Source organism: Deltaproteobacteria bacterium, from assembly GCA_026388545.1.
Taxonomy (GTDB): domain Bacteria; phylum Desulfobacterota; class Syntrophia; order Syntrophales; family UBA2185; genus JAPLJS01.
The window spans coordinates 1-21,383 of the sequence record JAPLJS010000089.1 but is presented as its reverse complement, the minus strand read 5'-3'; the positions used below and the strand labels follow the sequence as shown (position 1 = coordinate 21,383).

At 45.4% G+C, this 21,383-nt stretch carries 17 protein-coding genes; 8 read left to right on the top strand and 9 right to left on the bottom strand.

Features of this window, described 5'->3' with window-relative positions; genetic code table 11:
- Positions 1-83: 83 nt before the first annotated feature.
- The 9 genes from NTW12_10840 to NTW12_10800 form a co-directional block, all read right to left on the bottom strand.
- Positions 84-518 carry a chemotaxis protein CheX gene (locus NTW12_10840; protein MCX5846832.1) on the bottom strand — a complete coding sequence of 145 codons (435 nt, stop codon included), beginning with the start codon at positions 516-518 and terminating at the stop codon, positions 84-86.
- Complete coding sequence (locus NTW12_10835) at positions 478-909, bottom strand: response regulator (protein MCX5846831.1); 432 nt, start codon at positions 907-909, stop codon at positions 478-480. The genes NTW12_10840 and NTW12_10835 overlap by 41 nt, the downstream gene beginning before the upstream one ends.
- 73 nt (positions 910-982) lie before the next feature.
- A complete protein-coding gene (locus tag NTW12_10830) occupies positions 983-1,828 on the bottom strand; it encodes an HDOD domain-containing protein (GenBank protein MCX5846830.1) in 846 nt (281 codons plus the stop codon).
- Positions 1,825-2,310, bottom strand: coding sequence for a chemotaxis protein CheD (locus tag NTW12_10825; protein ID MCX5846829.1), 486 nt, complete (start codon positions 2,308-2,310; stop codon positions 1,825-1,827). Before NTW12_10825 ends, NTW12_10830 begins: the two co-directional genes overlap by 4 nt.
- A 1-nt stretch (position 2,311) precedes the next feature.
- Positions 2,312-3,136 carry a protein-glutamate O-methyltransferase gene (locus NTW12_10820; GenBank protein ID MCX5846828.1) on the bottom strand — a complete coding sequence of 275 codons (825 nt, stop codon included), beginning with the start codon at positions 3,134-3,136 and terminating at the stop codon, positions 2,312-2,314.
- 71 nt (positions 3,137-3,207) lie between these two features.
- Positions 3,208-3,690 (bottom strand): chemotaxis protein CheW, encoded by a 483-nt coding sequence (locus tag NTW12_10815; GenBank protein ID MCX5846827.1) that lies wholly within the window; start codon positions 3,688-3,690, stop codon positions 3,208-3,210.
- 196 nt (positions 3,691-3,886) lie between these two features.
- On the bottom strand, positions 3,887-5,488 hold the full coding sequence (locus NTW12_10810) for a methyl-accepting chemotaxis protein (GenBank protein MCX5846826.1): 1,602 nt from the start codon (positions 5,486-5,488) through the stop codon (positions 3,887-3,889).
- A 67-nt stretch (positions 5,489-5,555) separates the two neighbouring features.
- Entirely contained in the window at positions 5,556-6,005 is a 450-nt protein-coding gene (locus tag NTW12_10805) for a cache domain-containing protein (protein ID MCX5846825.1), read from the bottom strand.
- 205 nt (positions 6,006-6,210) lie between these two features.
- Positions 6,211-6,846: a helix-turn-helix domain-containing protein gene (locus NTW12_10800; protein ID MCX5846824.1), complete on the bottom strand. Its 636-nt coding sequence runs from the start codon at positions 6,844-6,846 to the stop codon at positions 6,211-6,213.
- Between the two features lie 335 nt (positions 6,847-7,181).
- On the opposite strand from NTW12_10800, the gene NTW12_10795 reads away from it, so the two are divergent.
- The 8 genes from NTW12_10795 to NTW12_10760 all read left to right on the top strand — a co-directional run bounded on the left by NTW12_10795 (position 7,182) and on the right by NTW12_10760 (position 20,980).
- A complete protein-coding gene (locus NTW12_10795; GenBank protein MCX5846823.1) occupies positions 7,182-7,913 on the top strand; it encodes a tetratricopeptide repeat protein in 732 nt (243 codons plus the stop codon).
- A 208-nt stretch (positions 7,914-8,121) separates the two neighbouring features.
- Positions 8,122-10,902: a methyltransferase domain-containing protein gene (locus NTW12_10790; GenBank protein MCX5846822.1), complete on the top strand. Its 2,781-nt coding sequence runs from the start codon at positions 8,122-8,124 to the stop codon at positions 10,900-10,902.
- Between the two features lie 165 nt (positions 10,903-11,067).
- The gene (locus NTW12_10785; protein ID MCX5846821.1) at positions 11,068-12,813 is read left to right on the top strand and encodes a tetratricopeptide repeat protein; all 1,746 of its coding nucleotides are present in this window, start codon (positions 11,068-11,070) and stop codon (positions 12,811-12,813) included.
- A 105-nt stretch (positions 12,814-12,918) separates the two neighbouring features.
- Complete coding sequence (locus NTW12_10780) at positions 12,919-16,002, top strand: glycosyltransferase (GenBank protein ID MCX5846820.1); 3,084 nt, start codon at positions 12,919-12,921, stop codon at positions 16,000-16,002.
- Positions 16,003-16,215: 213 nt separating this feature from the next.
- Positions 16,216-17,352: a flagellin gene (locus NTW12_10775; protein ID MCX5846819.1), complete on the top strand. Its 1,137-nt coding sequence runs from the start codon at positions 16,216-16,218 to the stop codon at positions 17,350-17,352.
- 356 nt (positions 17,353-17,708) lie between these two features.
- A complete protein-coding gene (fliD, locus tag NTW12_10770; GenBank protein ID MCX5846818.1) occupies positions 17,709-20,042 on the top strand; it encodes a flagellar filament capping protein FliD in 2,334 nt (777 codons plus the stop codon).
- Between the two features lie 33 nt (positions 20,043-20,075).
- Positions 20,076-20,516, top strand: coding sequence for a flagellar export chaperone FliS (gene fliS / locus NTW12_10765; protein MCX5846817.1), 441 nt, complete (start codon positions 20,076-20,078; stop codon positions 20,514-20,516).
- A 2-nt stretch (positions 20,517-20,518) separates the two neighbouring features.
- Positions 20,519-20,980, top strand: a complete 462-nt coding sequence (locus NTW12_10760; protein ID MCX5846816.1) for a hypothetical protein — start codon at positions 20,519-20,521, stop codon at positions 20,978-20,980.
- Positions 20,981-21,383 lie beyond the last annotated feature (403 nt).

The window sequence follows — 21,383 nt, the reverse complement described above, 5'->3', positions numbered from 1 at the left end:
CCGGCAAATGATTTGTCCCGGTTTTATATAATTCTCTCCTCCCCGAAATCTCTTCTCCTTATAAAAAATAAAAAAGCAAATGGCTAATTGAACAGTGTAAGGGTTGTGCCGAACCCGTCACTATCTGAATCAAAATACAACATGCAGACATTTTCCCCCTGCGCGGCTTTCCCCGGACGTTGTGAAAATGATGGTATGGATAGATCAAACACTTTCGTCTGGTCAAGTCTCCCTAAAAAGTTTCCGCAAATCATGTTGACTGCCTCTTTAATGCAATCCTCTATGTCCTTTTCAGTGATATCTTCTGTCTCTATACCTAACAAATTTTGAACCATACTTTTTGCCAACCTCTCAGAAACGAAGATCTTCACTTCCCCCTTCAAGGCACCGCCAAACTGTATGGTCGCCGCCATAGCATAGTCCGAATATTCATCATTCACAGGTTCGAGAAAGACATAAAACATTCGTTCAAATACATCAAAAATCGCCACCATCAGCGTCTCTTTCATTTCCTTCATAGGTTCCTTCATCCCCCACACCGATAACTTCATAAAGAATTTTTCTGACATTTTCAGGTGAAAACGGTTTTTTGATAAACTGTTTCGCACCCATCTCTAAAACGGTACGCCTTCTTTCATCACTGCCTTCCGTCGAGATAATGATGACAGGAATTTCCTGCAAGAGACTGTCTCCCTTCAAGGCCGCCAGCAGCTCCAAACCGTTCATCTCCGGCATATTCAGATCCGAGAGAATCACATCCACCCATACTTTTGACAAAATCTCCAGGGCCTGCTTTCCGTTTCCTGCCTCATAGCATTGGTCCATCTTGAAGCCTGAAATCGTAATGATCTTCTTGATCACGGAACGCATCGAATTTGAATCATCGACGATCAAGACGTTAAAAGACATCGCAACACCTCATAATATATTATTTTCTATGGCGGATCTTACTTTCCTTAACATCTGTACTTTCCTGTTATGTTTAAACTATACCAAGCAATTCTTTGGCGCTCTCCAGATCCCCCAGCATCATCATGATGCATTCTTCGAAATCCCTCTGGCGAAGTTTGAATCTGACAATCACTTCAGACAATCCTTTGTATGCAAGACCATCACTCCCCAAGCCAATCCCCATCATAATACACGCCTGATCGGCAAGATATACGAGCCAGGCGCTGCTGCTGCCTCCGTCCGGCATTAGATCAGGTCTGTGGTGGTAAACAATCGCATCCCGCATATCCTCAGGAAAATTCCAATGGGAGGCTATCTTCCCGCCCAGTTCCGCATGGTTGATGCCGAGAACCTCTTCTTCGGCCTCAAGAAATGAAATCCCCTTGTCGGACACAAGATTATAAATATTTTGAAATGACTTATCGACAAATTCACCCATAACAACTTTTCCGATATCATGAAGAAGGGATGTCGTATAAAGTCTGGCATCTTCACAATGAAAAATCCTCCTGGATAATATCTGGGACATCAGTGCAACACCCACGGAATGCTCCCAGAGTTTGTCAGCCTCCAGACCATAACCCTTTGCATTCTTGTAAAATTTTGATACTCCGGAAACCTGAACAGCACGGACGACATTCTGCTGCCCGAGACGCATTACGGCATCACGTACAGTTTCGACTTTATACCGGAGACCGAAATAGGCAGAATTGCAAATTCTGAGTATGTTCGCTGTTACTGCCTGATCATATTTAATCACATCGACAACATCCATTAGAGAGAAATCGGGATCATCAATTAAGGTCATCACCTTCAATGCCACTGCAGGAAAGGCCGGAATGTTCTTGATAGATTTCAAGATCTCGTCACTGATCATACCAACTCCCTCATCCCGTTATGGGCGGTTTTCACGAAGACTTTACCCGTTGCGATATGCACATGAACTGTCCGGTTATAATTACTCCCCGTATCTTCGGTTTCAATTAACACGTTATTTTTCCAGAATAGTTTCTTCACGGCGGTGATGTTCTTCTGACCTATCCGGAAAAAATTCGTATCGTCCAGAATACTCGCCCCACCGGCAACTTTTACCCTCATTCTTTTTTTATCCGCACCAAACTTATAACAGGACTTAAACAAAAGAGGGATGCCTGTATCCGCGAACATAGCCGGATTTACAGTTGCCTTTTGAGCATCGAGTGATGATTCAGGAAGCATAAAATGTAAAAGTCCCCCTACTTTGACCAAAGGATCATATACGGAGACCCCAATACATGAACCGAGCGCGTAGGTGACTAAAATATCATTTATATTATTGCTTATCTTGATATCTGAAATCCCGACAACAATCTCACTCATATTATTTCCTATAGACACTCGGCTCTATATATGCAAATTGATGATTCAACCCTGTCAGGCTTTCAGAGCGTCCGATAAATAAATACCCGCCCTTTTTCAAGTACCCGTAAAATTTATTCACCATATTACCCTGGGTTGTTTTATCAAAATATATCATGACGTTTCTGCAGAATATGATGTCAAAAGGATCACTATACCGAAGTTCCTCCATGAGGTTGAACCGTATGAAATCGATCATTTCCTGCATTTCCTTTTTAACCCGATAGTGTCCCTTCCAGTTACCCTGACCGATCTGAAAATATTTTTTTAAAAGAACGGGGAAAACATTTTTGACCTTTTCCTCCGGGTATACACCTTTCACCGCTGTGTTCAGTACTTTTGTAGATATATCCGATGCGATTATCTTGATATCAACCTGACTGCTGTTGAATATTTCTCTTAGCGTCATGGCAATCGAATAAGGTTCTTCACCTGTCGAACAGCCGGCACTCCATATTCTCAACTTCTGGATACGACCCTTCCCTGACATTCCTGCCATCTCCGGCAGGATCTCTCGAAGTTTCTGAAAATGCTCCGCTTCCCTGAAAAAATACGTCAAATTCGTAGAGAGCGAGTCAATCATAACAATCAGCTCATCCGACCCCTCCGGTGTTGTCACATAGCGATAATATTCCGAGAAAGACGTGAAATTCCCTTCTCTCAGCCTTTTCCCCAAACGTGCTTTGACAAGTTCTTTCTTTCCTTCATGTAAATTGATTCCGCAGAGATCGTAAACAAAGCGGCTTATTTTCTCAAAATCAATATCGTTGAGCTCAATCGACGCCATCGTATCAGCACATATACCTATCGAAGATTTGATCAGACCACACACTTGCCTGCATTAAGAAAACCAGCTTCTTAATGCTCTATTGATTCAGCTATGGCGACATCTGTCGTCAACACCTTATTAATATCAAGAAGGATTTTGACTCCACCTTTTACTTTGGCCATACCCAGGATATAGTCCGTATCTAATCTCACACCAAATGTCGGCGTATCCGCTATTTCTTCACCCTTAATATTCAGAACTTCAGAAACGGAATCCACAACAATACCCATGACGATCTTTTTCCCCGTGCTGCCTGCAATATCAACAACAATAATGCAGGTTCTGTCATCGTAGTCTATGACATCCATTCCGAACTTCAGACGAAGATCAATAACGGGAATAACCTTTCCCCTTAAATTAATAACGCCCTTTACGTACTTCGGTGTCTGAGGTACAGAGGTAATATTCATGATACCGATGATTTCCTTCACTTTAAGGATCTCTAACCCGTACTCTTCGCTACCAAGGCCGAAGGTTAGGTATTTCCCTTCCCTGTTGAGCCCTCTTTCCATTGCATGGAAAACTGCGCTTTCTCTTGTATCTCCTGATACTTCCTGCATAACTCATAACCTCCTCAATAGTCCTCATTTTTTGCCGCAATAACCCCTTTCCCCTATCCGGTAGGGGAAACATTATATACATCACCTCTGTACAAACTTCCAGACGTGCGGCGTCGCCTGTTACACACGAGTATCCTTTTTCCTCACATCAGACAAAGTCATCGTTTTTCATGGGAATAATTTTTTCGGGACCGCCCTGTTGATAGTGTGCAGGCAGCAGCTTTTTTACACTTTTTCTATGGGATATTTCATCCGCATGGCCCTGTCCATTATGACCGTTAACCTTGAACATGGCCATGGTGGCAGTCAATTCTTCTGCACTGGCGGCATTCTGCTGTGTTACCTGGTTCATCTCGGCCATCGCCTTGTTCACCTGATCAATCCCCTGAGATTGTTCCTGAGATGCAGCAGCAATCTCCCCCATTAACTCAACAACTTTCGTCGAGCTGGCCGTTACTTCACTAAAGACCTCATTGGTAACGTTCACGAGAGATTCCCCTCCTCTGACTTTGTTCACAATATCCTCAATCAGAGTAGCTGTATTCTTCGCGGAATCCGTTGCCCGCATAGCCAGATTCCTGACCTCATCGGCAACCACTGCAAAACCTGCTCCCGCCTCACCGGCACGAGCCGCTTCCACCGCCGCATTTAAAGCCAGCAGGTTTGTCTGGAAGGCAACTTCATCTATGCTCTTGATAATCTTCTGGGTCTGCTCGCTTGCGGATGCAATTTCCTTCATCGATCTGGTCAACTCATTCATGGAAAAATTTGCCTTTTCAATAGCCTGCTTGGCCGCCGCCATAAGCTTGTTGGCCTCGGATGTATTGGTGGCATTCTGTCTGGTCATGGAAGCCATCTCGTCCAGAGAGGCGGATGTCTCCTCGAGTGCTGCGGCCTGCCGGGAAGATGATTCAGAGAGAACATTCGAGATCGACAGCGCCTGCCCGACGGCTTCTCCCGTCTTCATCCGCATGGTATTGATAGACTGAGCGAGTTCACCGATCTCATCCCTGGAGTCTATACTCATTTCCTGGGTAAGATCGCCATCGGCTACCTTATGGATCGCCTCAATTGTCTCCTTGATCGGCTGGGTAATCAGCCTGGTAATAAAGATGTTGATCAATACAGACAGGACTATGGCAACTACCAGTACGATCGCAAAAGTCCTCATCACCGCATTGAAGCTACTGATAGATGAATCGTACTTCTCCTTGCTCAACTTGTTCTCGAGGACCAGGAGTTCCTCCAGTGTCTGGTTGAGAATCTGGTATTTATCATCCGCGGTGCCCATGAACATCGTCGCTGCGCCCGCATCGGACGAACCAACAGTGACAACGCCCATAGCCGGCTTTTGATACTCTAATAGATCATCAAGGGTCTTTTGAAAGAGCTTCTTCTCTTCAGCCGTGAGGGCGCTTGATTTCAATATATTCTGTGCCTGCTCAATGGTCTTTTCCAGGACAGCAGTCTGTTCTTTAGCAAGCGCCTGTATCTTCTGGTCGTCATATTGCGCATTAACCCAGCTGATGATCTTATAGATATTCGCGTGGACATTCCCGATTTTCTTGATCATGTCCGCGGAATCCTGGTACACTTTAAAGCGGTTGTTAAATATGTCCTCAATGGCCTTCTTTTGATTCGAAAGCCCGTCGTAGGCCCCATATGACAGAGCCATGAGGAATATGAAGACGACCGCCGGGAGTAACATCATTTTTTTTGCCATCTTCAGATTTCTGATAATTTTTTTCACGTCAACCCCCCCCTTTACTAGAGTTGGTCAGATAGGCGGGAGGCCTATCTGACCGTTTTTCAAACACCTACTTGTATACACCACAGCAAAAAACGTAGTCGCCGGATTTTTTGACATACGCCGATTTCGGCTCCACCTTTTTCGATACGGGATTTGTCCATGTATAATCGACCCATCCGCTCCCTTTCTTTTTTGCCACATCGATAATCTCCCGGAAAAAGAGCTTTCCATGGGAGTCTTTAATATCGATAAAATGCTGACCTATCAGTTTTTTGTTTGCTCCGTGGGATAAAATATCACCTTTCATATCGACAACATAGATATACAGGTCTTCCTTTACGAATGCCCCCTTCGGGTTATCAAATGCCGCAAATGCTGCTGCCTTTCCATTTGCCTTGAAGTACGCAATTGCCTTGTCCACATTTGCTATGGCTTCCTTCGCCGTACCCTTGGCTGCATACGCGACCCCCCCTAACACAAAAAGGCCTACCAGAATTATTGCTAAAACTTTTTTCATCTCTTCTTTCCCCCTTACTTTCTATTCTTATTGATTTTCTTAATCCACTTTTTCTAAACTTCTCATTTCTCGATTTCCTAACAGTTCTTTATTTCCTCATTTGATTTACTTGTCTAGTGAACGCCCGCCACCCCCTTTCTTCTGATCATTATTAATTGACCGGTTACTTTTTCATTACAGGATCTTTTCGCCGCATACAGCCCTTTCAGTTCCTGTCATGTAATCCGAGGGTTTTGACGATCTCGCGATGCAGCCTTTTTCGTCCAACAGTTATAGGCACATTCTCAAGAGATCCGACTTCCCCTTTTTCATCCCGGTTTATGGCAGAATCACTCATGAAGATGATCTTAATATCAGAATGAATACTTCTGATTTTTCTCGCAAACTCAACGCCGTTCCCCTCTAACTTCATTATCTTGATCAACAACAAATCCGGTTTCTCTTTGCCTATTGCGAGAGCCGCTTCAAGAGTATCCATATAAGTCGTCAGCCGGTATTCTTCTGCAAGTTTCATCCCGGCAAATATTTCCCGGATGTATTTGAGATCATCCTCGCCAATTCCTACCGTCATGAGCAATTTTTTTTGATGCTCATCTTTCATCTCATTGCTCATAGAATCGCTTGATCGCTTTTTCCTGGAAGCATCGGAAACATGTATGTATGATGCCCCGGGAAAACCAAATTCCTTCCATAGCCTCTCCACCTCGGATGCGGGGATTTTAAGATGTTTACCAACCTTATAGGCCTTCACAACTCCCTCCTGCACCCATCGGTAAATAGTAACTCTATTGATCTCGAATAACCTCGCCACCTCTGCGGTAGAATAAAGCGACTCAGACATATCTATCCTTTTTAAGTATTTACGATGAACCGATAGTAACGAATTAATCCAATGCAACCTCTGTACCCTTTTATCGGCACACAAATAGAAAACTTTAGAATGGATGGTAAAAATATCTGACTTTTTTCCGCGGCATAAAACAACAGAGCCATCCTGAGCCCTTTTCAGCATTGATGATGAAACAAAAGCAACGAATGAATCCGATGAACCCTAAAGTACCGAATTGTGAACACAAAATTAAGAGATATAGGTAAAGGGTTGGTGAGGGCATCCGATTATAAACGAAGGCCATTGTACACTTTTTGCATAAGATCCATGATGTTAAAGGAGAAGAGATGGCAACAGAAATAAAAAGAGACGAAATAGCAAAAATAGTTAAGCAGTTGAACGAATGCAAAAAAACCCTTAAACAGGGTAACATTCGTCCCTGTCTCCTTTCCTTCAAAACAGTTCTGGAGAAAACCCTGGGCACACAGATGCTCCCGTCTGATGAAAAAGAAATAATGGTGGAAGTGAATGCTTTTCAGCTGGCACTTTCGGAAAGCAAGATTTTCAAAGAGTTATACGGACCTGTATCGTTCCATGCTAAAGACTTCAGCACATCTCTCGATTTTGTTAAACAGTTGATACGTGTTGGAGTGGAGGAGTTACAGGAAAATATTCAGGATCGTCAAAAAGATGACACATTAATCCAAGATATTGCCACAGATACGGATATTGAAACGGAGGCACGGGCGATTATGCAGCTTATTGATGAGGGTGATTATACTCAGGCGAAAGAGCTTATTGCCGATAACGATATTTTAGTAACCTTTATCGTTCAATCATATAACAGAAGTGGAATTCGTCTCCGAAAAGAGGGTAATTACGACGAAGCCATAGAGGAGTTCAGAAAAGCCCTCACTATTCTGCCGGATGACGAGGGGCTGCACTACAACATCGCCAGAGTCCAGGTGGAAAAAAAAGAATGGGAACATGCCAAGGCATCCATTCAGGAGGCGTTAAAAATAAACCCCCTGTTTAAAGAGGGCAATGACCTGCTGAAACATATAAATGCGAAATCTTAGTGGGAGACTTTTTAATGTGTATACGGAATGTCAGTGGCAAAGTGGGAAATGAATGCCCGATGAAGATCATAACAGGAAATATTTACCTTTCCTGCCCCTCCGATACAAAATAATGGCACGGATAATGCGTGATCTCAGAAATCACAAAACCTGGGCCTGCAACGCAAGATAATCGATTCGATCTTTCGGTGAAGATCAATGCTCTTAAATGTATAAGGAAATTGAGACAGTCAATGCCATGATGAATGATGCTACAGATTTGAAAACCAGCGATGTAAGAGAATTATTTCAAGAAGGGGAGCGTCTTTTTAACGGCAACAATATCAGCAAGGCTAGAGTCTGTTTTGAGCGAATTATTGTCACTGATCCTCAACATTATGAGTCTTTCAATAATTTGGGGGTAATTCATTTCAGGGAAGGCCACCTTCAACAGGCCATACATTTTTTTCATAAAGCCCTGGAAGTCAATGAAAACTATGGTGAGTCCCTTGAGAATCTTGCTATTTGTTTAGAAAAAACCGGCAACTATGCCGAGGCGGCAGAGAGTTTTGAAAAAGTCTTGAAATCCGGAGATAAAAAGCCTGAAACACTCATCTCGATTATAAATTGCTACCTTCATACTGGTGAATTCAGTCTGGCAAAAACCTCTTTAGAGAAGCTCGTGCGCTCACATGAAGGTCAGGAGAATATCCGGATAATCGGAGAACAACTGATTCATGACTTCCGTAACGCTTTGCATTCAGAAAAATACCCCGTGGAGAAGGTAGCCAAGTTTTATCTTGATGAAGGGAACTTAACGGTTGCGCGGGATCTCTTAATCCCCGCATTAAAACAAGGGACCCATGATAAGGAACTTCAGAATCTCAAAGATCTGCTGATCAGAAAAGAAAAACTTAAACGTTTACCCATCGCCATTATCTCCGCATCCGATCTTTTGGAAAAAGATCCTGTAAGAAAACTACGATGGGGCGATCATTGGTTCGGTAAAGAACTGGCCGATGCCCTGTCAGCAGAAGGCGCTGTCATCTCGGGAAAGGAACCGAAGGTACTGATCCATCTACATGGCATCCCGCTTAATAAGATTGAAGAGCCAACACATAACATCATATGGATACACAGTCATCCTGACACGATAACGCCTCAATCTCTTTCTCTCTATGACCATATTTTCTGTCTCTCTCCACAGTTTCTTGAAAAGATCCGAACTATGGGGAGAGGGGGTGAGCTTTTAATCGGCGGCACGGCCAAACGACCTCCTTCCGGAGTCAACGAATTATCTCATGATATTGTGTTTGTCGCCAATGGCAAGCAAGGCAAGGGGAGAAGAATCATTCACGATCTCATATCACTGGGAAATCGCTGGATCGATCGTCTCGAGGTATGGGGCGAGGGCTGGGATGGAATCCTTCCTGATAAATGTATTTGCGGGGTATACTTTGACAACCAAAAACTTCCCGATTTGTATGCCTCTTCGAGAGTGGTGTTGAACGACCATCATGAGGATATGCGCCGGGAAGGCTTCCTCAATCCGAGAATCCTTGACGTGATGGCATCAGGAGGCGTTGTGGTCTCTGATTCTCTTCCCAACGCAAAGGATATTTTTGGAGAAGCCTTACTGATCTACACGTCACCGGCGGAACTGGACCAAATCCTTCATCGTCTCTTCGAAGATAATCATTACAGACAACACATAAAAAAACTGGGGCTTGCAGCCGCGGAGGCATATTCCTTTAAATCGGTAGCCCAAAAGATCATCCAGCACATTACTGGAATCAATGAAGATGATTTAGAGAAGCGGGCAAAGAATCTTTATATGAAAAAGGTCTGGGCGCCGGTGAAAGGAAAACTGGATACAGATCGTATTCGACGCTTGAAAGAAGTTACCGCGGAACAAAGCGAAGGCTCCACACTGGATGTCGGGTGCGCCAATGGTGATTCCACCGCCATCATGAAAAGACATAATCCGTCGCTCGATTTGACTGGTTTAGAGTTGACGGATTGGGGATACCAGGAAGCGATAAAAAATCATCCGGAGATGAGATTCGTTCAGGGTGATGCAAAAGAACTACCTTTCCCTGATCAATTTTACGATACCGTTGTTCTTGACCATATCATCGAACACTTCAGCGACCCGGTACCGCTGATTCTGGAAGCCAAACGTGTGGCACGAAAAAGGGTTATTATTGGTATTCCAATAATGCACCTGAACGATCCCGATCATAAAATCGCTTGGCGACTCGATGATTTTAGAAATCTCCTTTTCGGCTTCTTCCCCACCTTTTCTATCCGCGGCATGCGTGAGCCGGATGGCATTGAAGTCAGCAACACTGCACAATGGAATTTTGTAGTAGGAACCGGTTATCTGGAAGGTAATAACAGAAAAGAAATTCCCGTAATACAGCCCCTGAATCTTCATCTGGGATGCGGTCAGCGCCGGTTAGAGGGCTTTTTGAATATTGACATTATGCCCTCTTCCGCCGTGGATCTTCTCTGCGATAGCCGTCGGCTTCCCTTCCCCGCAGGAACCGTTCCCCGGATCGAAACGTATCACATGATCGAACATCTTCCCCGCCATGATTTTTTTGAGGCGCTTTTCGAATGGAATCGCGTTCTCGAGGAGGGCGGCACACTGGTTATCGAGTGTCCGGACTTTGATGCAACCGTCAAAGAGTATATGAAAGGAAAGAAATTCCGGATCAATAATATCTTTGGCCTCCAAAGACATCCCGGGGACTATCATCATTTTGGTTACACGTTTGAGAATCTTGCAGAGATACTTCAAGGCTTGGGCTTCCGGGAAATCCGGCAGGAAGCGCCGACAGATTACCATGCGCAGGATGAACCATCGCTAAAACTCACCGCCGTGAAGGTCCACCATCTTCAGCGCCCTGCGGACATACAAGGTTTTTCGATCCGTTATATACAGCAGACTTATGGGAAAGCGTTAGAGTCAGAACGAAAACTCAAAAAGCAGAGCTGCGAAGAATAAAATTCCCGGAATCTCTCTTTGCATGATCATGAATAATGAAGAGGAATACTTTATCCATAAATCACGGACAGTTAGAAAAATAGGCTATCTTCACCATTTTTCAAAAGATTTTTCTTCTGATTATTCTGCTGTTTATCGTAAACGGCCCAGATAGGAAGCAAACATATGTTAATTGTTAATGCTGTTGCCATGCTGACCCGAAAAGTTGGCGATTATATTTACCGGGTAGAACAACCATCGATCGCCTTGGGAAAAACTGGGAAGGCCACCGTCATTACAGTTAATACAACTTCTCCATGGTTTGATAAGCTCTGCCTGTCTGCGGACGTTCTCATACTTCATTTGCTTAGTGAACACGACCTTCTGCCGCTATTGGAAGAGAGGAAGCGGCAAGGGCGACCTACTATATACGAGCTTTCCGATAATATTTTGGCATTACATGAAGGGGTTGGTATTCGGAGGTGGTTTTCCGATCCGGTCAATCTTGCCTTGGCTTTTCAATACATGAGAATGGCAGATGCTATACAGGTGACAGGTTCCGGGCTTGCTGATCAATTCCGCTTCATCAATTCACGGATGGTTATCTTTGAAAACCAAATGGCCACTGTGGGCATGGGTGAACGACAGGCTTCCGACCGTGTTATTTTGGGATGGGCCGGTTCTTCCGGCCATAGAAGAGACATCGAAGTAGTCAGGGATGTCATTGCTCAGGCCATGCGTTTTTGTCCACATTTGGATTTTGCCTACATGGGCGACGAAACGATCTATCGCATTTTGTCAGCCGCCTTGCCGGCCGGCCGTATCATTTATACGCCGCCGGGAACATTGGATGATTATCTTGGCTTTTTACAAAAGCTCGATATTGGCATTGCGCCCCTTCAGGACAATCCTTACAACCGCTGCAGATCCGATGTAAAATTTCTGGAATATGCATCCAGGGGCGTCGTCCCGGTGCTCAGTTCTCTTACTCCTTACAAAGCTTCAGTGCAACAGGGAGAAACGGGCTTCCTCTATGATTCACCAGAACAACTCCTGTCGATTTTATCGACGCTTGCTTGCGACGCTGGTCTTCGGGATCGTATAAGCAAGACAGCTTATGCTTATGTGAAGCGCTGTCGCATGGAGGACGTTCATGCGGATAGTCGTTTGACTTTCTATTCGAGCCTTATTCAGAGCGGTAAAGACAATTCCGCTCTGTATCCTGAAGTACCCCTTGTTCGCTGTGATGAAAACGCCGATTACTTCGAAGTAGCTACCTCAAATGTTGAGAGGCTCATTATAGAAGGGATCAACCATGAAGTGGCCGGTGTTTATGAAGACGCCGTCAAAACATACCGCCGCGCCGCTGAGGAAAGTCCCGATTATTCGCTGCCGTGGTTTTGGCTTGGCTATTGTTCCCTTCGTAAATGCAATCCGGACGCATCCCAATGGTTTGATGAAGCCATCAAACGCAATCCGCATTCTCTTCGCGCTTGTTGGCTTAAGGCGAAGGCATTGCAAGATCAGTATCCGATGGCGGCACTTCAGGACTTGGCCGCCCTGTTGAAACGTTGGCCCGGCTATACCCCCGCTGCCGTTTCGATGGCGGAATTGCTGGAATCGCACGGTGTTTATGCCGAGGCAATGCACTGGTATAACGAGGCGCTCCGGCTTAACCCCTTTTGCAGTCCCGCTGCCCTTGGTCTGGGACGGATCTATGACATCCAGGGTGCAAGGGAACAAGCCGGCATTGGCTTCGGCACGGCCGCAGATCTGGCGCCCGTCTGGGCGGAAGCTCAGTACAGGATGGCTCGCTGGTGCTTTTCCGTGAATGACCTGGAACAGGCTGCTGAATATTGCAGCAGGACCCTATTGGCTGATTTATCCCATTCCGGAGCGCAAGGCTTGATCGAAGAAATCAAGAAAAAATAGAGTGCCCCACATCTTTCCAATGAAAAATACCCATGGAATGGTGGAGGCGATATACTCGTGTGAACTTTTAAGATTTGTCTATCCGCGCTCGTAGGAGTGTAATTCATGAAGAAGAAAAAAAGGAATAAATCGACAGTCTCCGCCGTAAAGCCATCGGAAAAACCTCTGATCTCGGTCTGCATGATCGCAAAAAATGAAGAGAAATATATTGATCAATGCTTAAGCAGTGTCAAACCGATTGCAGATGAGATCATCTTTGTGGACACGGGCTCGACGGACCGGACGGTGGAGATTGCCAGAAAATATACCGACAAGATCTATCTCCATCCCTGGAACAACAGTTTCAGCGAGGCCCGGAATTACTATTTGAAATATGCCAAAGGGGACTGGATATTCCAGATCGACGCCGACGAGGAACTGGTCAAAGAGGACATTCCGAAGGTCCGCAAGGCTGTTCAGGATAAAGATATCGATGCCATTGTAATCCGGATCGTAAGCACCGCACGTAAGGGTCGGAGCAAATCTGTTCACAATGTCGAACGTATATTCCGTAATAATGGTGTCATTCAGTATGAAGGCCGCGTTCATAACCGCCTCGTCGGTATAACCTCGCCAAAAATTTATCCGATCAGAATCCTCCACTACGGTTATGATATCTTGGAGAGCGACGCCGGTAAAAAGTTTGAAAGGAACGTATCGCTCCTCAGGAAGGATCTTGAGGACAATCCGGATAACCCCGCCACACATCATTACCTCAGTTGTTCATACCTGAGCCGGAAAATGGACAACGAGACTATTGAACACGGCCTGAAGGCCATCAACCTGGCAGATCTCCGGAACAACCAGGATATGATGTTTCTCTGGACCCACTATAATCTCTCTCTTGCCTATTATCGGTCCGGCAACCTGAAAATGGCTAGCGAAGTGGCCATGAATGCGCTGAAAAAATATCCCGACCATATCGATTCACACTTTATGATGATCATGATCTGTTTCGATCAGAAGCGTTGGAAAGACTTAATTTACCATGCCGATCGATATCTCCGGCTTATGGATGTTCTGCATGCCGATCCTTCTCATTTTGGCACGCTTGTGACCTGCTCTCTGAATGAAGAGTGGAATATACACGTCCTCATGGGTATAGCCTGTATCGAGCTGGGGCAGGAGGTAAATTCTCAAAAATCATTCGAAAAGGCAATTCAGTCCGCGCTGGAACCCTTTATTGCTCTGAGAGCGATAGGCATTTATTTTTACAATAAAAATTTTATGGCAAAATCCCTCTTATATCTTGAGAAGGCACGCCGGCTAAATGCAAATGATGAGACGGTCAATGATTTACTGGCGAAAATTTCACATAAGACCGAAGAGTATCAAAAAGAGCCGACCATCAGTTGCTGCATGATCGTCAGAGATGAAGAAGAGTTTCTGGAGGAGTGCCTGAAAAGCATTAAGAACCATGTCGATGAACTCATTATTGTGGATACGGGTTCCACAGACAATACGGTCGATATTGCACGAAAATTTACAGATCGGATTTATTTTCATCCTTGGGAGGGCAGTTTCAGCAAAGCGCGCAACCAGGCGCTGCAATACGCAACGGGAGACTGGATTTTTCAGATCGACGGAGATGAGGAACTGGTTGAAGGCAGCGGAGAACGGTTGAGACAGGCTGTCCGCGAAACGGGTGAAGCTGATGCCATCTTTGTAAATATCATCAGCATTTACAGCGGCGGCAGAAAAACAGCCAGGCACAATTTTGAACGGCTTTTTCGGAACAACGGTGTCATCCATTATGAAAGCATCGTTCATAACCGTGTTGTAGGGCAGACCTGCACCAAGCCTTCGAAGATCGAGCTGATGCATTATGGTTATAATGTCGAGGAAAAGAAAGCGAATGCGAAATTTATACGGACGGCAGATCTCCTGAAGGAGCAGATTGCCAAGAATCCGGACGATCCCATGCCTCATCAATATCTAGGCACGTCCTATCTCGCCCGGGGGATGTTCAGGGAGTCTATAGAAGAATCGACCCTTGCCATTCATCTTGCAGATGCTCAAGGTAATGAACATGGCATCTATCTTTCGACACATCACAATGCCGCAATCGCCTTTTTTCACCTGGAAGATTTGAATCATGCCCGGGATTACTCTTTGCGCGCCCTGAAAAAATTTCCCAATCATCTTGACTCGATGTATATGATGACCATCCTCTCGGCCGAAGACAAACAGTGGGAGAATGTCCTCAATTACGGTCTTCGCTTCCTCGAACTCCGCGATGACTTTGATAATAATCCCGATAAAATGGGCGAAATACTGAACGCGACAATCAGGGAGGGGGGCAGCGTCAATCTCCTTATCGGTCACGCGTACCATGCCCTGAAAGATAGCGCGAGAATGGATAAGCATTACAAAGTCGCCGAACAAATGTCTGATGATAAATGGCAGACTTGGTGGAATATCGGGACATTCCATATGGATCGTTCGGGTGATCTCGGTCTGTCCCACCGATATCTGGATCTTGCCCTGGTGGAAGCGCCCAAAGAGCCATCAGTCTGGTACATGCTGGCAAAATGGAACGGCAAAGCAGCAAACGACAAGGACGAAAAACGATGTCTATCGCGAGTTTTCGAACTGGGCTGTCAGGATGTCATCGTTCTGAATCGTCTTGCCGTCTTATCCCTGGCATCAGACGATCTGACAACGGCAACTCAGGCGCTTGACACACTGTTGAACATAGACCATCAGAACTATGCGGCACTATGCAATTTCGGTCTCCTCCATCGGCGGCAAAATTCTCTCGACCGTGCTATGGAGGCCTTCAGTAAGGCCATAGAAATCAATCCGCAGGAACCTGTGCCATGGTTCAACCTTGGTGAAATAGCCATGGAACTCGGTCAATTCGACAATGCAAGGATGTTTTTCGAGCGTGTTTACAACCTGGAAAAGGGGATGCTTAAAGCCCTTTTATACCTGTGTGAAATTGAACTCAGGCAAAATAGGATCGTTGAATTTATCCATTGGTGCGATCTCCTCCTGAAAGAGCTGCAGTTGAACAGGAATAGAACGATTCATACTATTGAAGATCTATCCGGCATCTTGCAAGAAATCAATATGGCCCTGATTCACGATAGCGTTCTTTCCGCCCAGGTAGAGAAAATTCTCTCTTTGCTGCCTGACAGCAGGCATTGATTCGTATTTTTCTATCCCCACTCCATTTTTTTTCTCAAGTCTTCTTATCCTCCTGCCGATAAGACTATCAAATAAGAAAAATTAAACCTCAAAAGAGAGGAGGTGTGAGGAGGCAAAAAGAGCGCGGCTAGGTAAAGAGTCAAACAATCAACGAATTATTTTTCAGTATTGGCAAGGATGCCAAATCATTAAAAATCAGGGAGGATAAAAATCATGGGATTCAGAATTCAAAATAACATCGAAGCGCTTAATGCGCAGAAGAACCTTAATATTTCTTCAACAGCAATGGGCAAGTCTCTTCAAAGACTTTCTTCAGGTTATCGTATCAATAACGCCTCTGACGATGCGGCAGGACTGGCCGTTTCACAGCAGTTCCGCGCGGATATAGCCAGCTACAAGGTGGCAAGCCAGAACGTCTCTGAGGCAAACGCTCTGTTGCAGGTTGCAGAAGGCTCCATGGATCAGGTCGGAAATATGTTGACCAGATTGAAAGAACTGGCCACCCAGGCATCATCGGCAAATGCCGGCACTAACCTGAATAAAATCAATGCAGAAGGCAACCAGCTGCTTCTGGAAATTGACCGTATTGCCAACTCGACGGCGTATGCAGGCACGAAGCTGGTTGACGGCACATTCGGCGTCACAGTTTCTAGTGGTGGCACGTTTAACAATGCCGCAGGCTTCGAGGCGGCCTCAGGTCTGCAGGACAGTGTCACGTATAGTGTGGTCGTGGCCACATCTGGTGGTGCTAATGTATTCGACATTACCGTATCAGCCACTCTCAGCAGTGGGCAGCAGGTGTCACAGACGATTTACAATGTTGACGCACCTGATGTAGCATCAAACGAGACAGCGGAAGTCTCTTTTGCAGCCCTGGGATTGTCATTGACTTTAAATGATAATATTGCTCTTAATGCGGGGGCAACCGTTATAGCCAATGCGGGTACTGCAGCTGATTTCCAGGTGGGTGCAAAGGACTCGGCCAATGATAGGATTGGTATAACTCTGACGAGCTTAAAGGCCGCTGATTTGGATGCTGGGCTAGTTTCTGGCCAGATGATGAGTGCAACAAATGCTCAGGCTTTCCTCACCACGGTTGATGATGCAATCAGTATGCTGAACGGCATGCGTGGTGATGTCGGTGCGGCGCAAAACAGACTTGGGTATGCGAGAGCCAACCTTGCCACCACAGTGGAGAACTATACCGCCGCAGAATCAACAATCCGCGATGTGGATATGGCTTCGGAAATGACGAACTTCACCAAAAACCAGATCCTGGTCCAGGCAGGTACGGCGATGCTTGCTCAGGCAAATGCGTCATCGCAGCAAGTACTCTCACTGTTCAAATAATTTTATATTCTAACCCTTAACCGGAGGCCCCGCAATTACCTTACTGATTGCGGGGTTTCTTTTTTGGCAGATTTCTTGCTTTCATATAAAAGTGAGGGCTTTGCTCAATACCCGATTTGTCATTGTGACTCCTTCGCATTTGCCAAGGATAAACTCTATGAAGCCATATCATAACAGATTGATAATATGATAGATTACCACTTCGCCTTACTCCTCGCAATGACGTTTCAGTTAATTATTCAAAGCTCTCAAAAGTGCTCAAGTTTCGGGAATATTTTGCCGATATTGAGTATAACAGATGAGTCAGTTTTACCCCCAAAGTAAATACCTACGAGGGATGAAGAAAGGATTTTCAAATGGCTCTTAGCACCAATTTCATCAGTGGTCTTTCCAGTGGCATTAACTGGAGCACCATGGTTGATAATCTCATTGCTATCGATCACCAGCGGGTCGACCTCATCAGCAACCAAAAAAGTGATTATGAGGCGAAACTCGCGGCATGGCAATCCTTTAATACTAAATTGCTTGCCCTCAAAACTGCTTCGGACAGCCTAAAGAATCCAGATGATTTCGGTATGTTCACGTCTTCGATGACGACGGACAGTTCGACGGTCAAGGGCTCCGACCTGATGACGGTCACCGCTTCATCAACGGCATCCATTGGATCATACCAGATAGAGGTCACCAATCTGGCTATGGCTGAGAAAGTTCGTTCCGTCACCACTTATGCCGACGCGTCCGCCACCCTTGGCTCCAGCTATGCCGGGGATATCTTGATCAACGGTGAAACTGTTTCGATCGACGCCACAGACACCCTATCCAGTGTACTAAACAAGATCAACAACGCGAATACCGGTGCGAGTCCGACGGGCGTCACCGCCACCATCATCAAATACGGTGCGAGCGATTACCGCCTGACTCTTACCAGTGATACAACAGGAGCGGCAGGAATTCTTCTCCAGAACGGCGGCGCACAGGATATTCTTTCTCTGTTTAATTTTACTGAGGTCGTGAACGGGCTGGACGCTTCGTTTAGTGTCGATGGTGTCCCCATATCGCAGTCAAGCAACACGGTTGATGATGTCATTGCCGGTGCGACCATCGATTTGCTCAAGGCGGATACCAGCACAACCGTAACTATTAATATCAATCGGGACATTGACTCCATCAAAAGTAAGATTCAGAACTTCGTGAGCAAGTATAATGATGTAGCCTCCTATATCAATACACAGAATTCTTATGATGCAGATACAAAGAAAACGGGAGGCGTTCTTTTCGGAGACGGGACACTCTTTTCCGTGAAGTCCGATCTTACAGCCATCGTTACCCAATCCGTATGGGGCGTCAACAGCCAGTTCTCCATCATGGGCCTAGCCGGTATCAACCTCGATAAAACCGGGCAATTGAGTATCAACGATACAACGTTAACAGGATACCTTCAGACCAACTTCAATGATATTATGTCTCTCTTCACGGCCCAGGGCATCACATCATCGAGCAGCCTTTCTTACACTGGAAACACACAGAATTCAAAGTCAGGATTATATACTGTTCATATCGATACCGCGGCGTCTCGCATCACATCAACCTCCAACACCGCGGTCGGTGGCGCTCTTGGCAGTGATGAAACCCTGACGATTACGGAAGGAAGCAAGACTGCGACTATCTCTTTGACCAGCACCATGACCATCAGCGACATTATCAATGCCATTAATGCTGAAACAGATGCGGTATACACACAGACACTGGCGGGCAGTCAGCAACTCAAACAGGATGATAATGTAACCCCGATCACATCGGAAACTACCTGGGATAATATCTCCGGTACGACCCTTGTGAATGGAGATGTTATTACTTTTTCCGGCACATCCCGGAGCGGTACTTCCGTCACGGGAAGCTATACGGTCAACAATACGACAACAGACAAAGTTCAGGGTCTCCTCTCTGCCATTGAAAATGCCTTCTCGAATAATGTGACCGCATCGATGGATACCTCAGGCCGGATTGTAGTCACCGACAAATATTCCGGCGCAAGCGAGCTTGCCCTCGATATCGAAGAGCCAGTTGGAAAAGGACTTGATTTTGGAACCGTTCTTAAGACCAATACAGGCGGACAAACCGGCCGTTACGCAATGGATATTACCGCCTCCAACGATGGCGGCAACCACCTCGCCTTAACTCATAACAGTTATGGAAGCAGCTACAGTTTCACCATCTCAGAGACAAGCGACCTTTTATGGACAGCTGTAGGACCTGAAATAGTAAATAATGGGACAGATGTAACCGGAACCATTGGTGGAGAGACTGCTACCGGTTCCGGGCAGATGCTTACAGGAAACACCGGCAACGTTAACACCGAAGGTCTTTCTGTAAAGTACACAGGAACAGCCATTGGTGATGCCGGCACCCTAACGTTAACCTTGGGTACGGCAGAACTCTTTAGCCGCAGTCTTTTTAACATTACGGATTCCTATGAAGGATACGTATCCTTCAAGCAGACTTCTCTTCAAAATAGCATCGATGACTTTGAGACAAAGATCGACCAGATGGAAGCCCGACTCGCGCTGAAGAAGGAAAGAATGGTCAAAAGTTTTGTCGCGATGGAAACGGCGCTGAGCAGTATCCAGAATCAGAGCAGTTGGCTCGCCGGCCAGATTAGTTCTGCAGAGGGCGGCTGGATGGCATTGTAAATATTATGACCTTGAATATGGAGGATAGATTATATGCATACTAATGGCGGCGGCGCTTACCAACGGGCGTCAGTGATAACAGCAGACCCCAAGAGGCTGGTTTTGATGTGCTATGAGGGAGCGATACGGAATTTGAAGATTGCCAAGGCAAAGTATGTCTCCCGTGATTATGAAGAAAAAGCGCGGGCGTTAATTAAAGCGCAGGATTTCATTTGTGCACTCAACTCCGCACTTGATTTCGAAAAGGGAGGGGAAATAGCCTCAAACTTGCAAGCCCTCTACAACTATATGATGCATCATTTAACGGAAGCGGACTTAAAAAAGGACCTGAAAGCAATGGATCACATCATCTGGATGTTAGTGGAACTGAAATCAGCCTGGGAAGAGATACTTACAAGCCACAGTAAAAATATCAATCCCAATCTAACCGATAGGGAGGGAAAAATCGCTGGCAGAAGAGAAATGAGAGTCTAAAAATGGCAAATCATAAATCATCAACGGCATCTTCCGATCTTTCCAAACTCAGCGGATTATTGGAGCGGAAAATTACTATTTTTAGAGATTTCATATCTGCAACCACATCCCTGAAAGATATGATCGAACTACATAATGTAGAAGCGGTGAAAATGATTATTGCCCGGCGTCACGACTGTATATCTCTTATTGACAAGATAGATGATGAAATCCTTAAGATCAGGAAGGCAAATCCTTCTTATGAAGCCCCGGAAACACGGAAACGCATCCAGTCCCTTATCAAGACCCTTGAAAACATGATTGCTTCAACCATGCGTTTAAACCATGATTGTGAAGCTGCCGCAGAAAGTGAGTTAGATAAGTTGAGGAATGACTTGTCTGAACTCGGCCATAGTCAAAAAGGGATTAAAGGGTATAGGGGAAAATCAGGGGAACCCCCACGCTTCATGGACGTTACAACATGAAAATATTAAAAAAAGTGTAAAGTTTTTCGCATAAAATGTCGATAAATAGATTAAAAGAGAGCTTTGAACAACGGTTAATTTTAATATAATGGGTTTTTCAACAACTATTTTTGAATATTGCATTTCGATTCCGGCCGATGAATCGGCCCTGAATCGGTTAAAAGGGCTATGACGAGTTCATTTTACCTCCATCAAGGGTTACTTTTTGAGCAGTTTTTACTGCTACCTGATCATTTGATAATATTCCCCCTTTCTCATGCACATGCAGGTTTTACCACCCTGGTTCCTCGAAGGAGATTAAAGGCCATCTGCCGACACAGGGCGTCTATGGCATTTTTCATCAATCTCGTGAACCTGGCCCGAAAGGCATTGTTGTGGAGATGGCTGATTCCAAAATATTGCT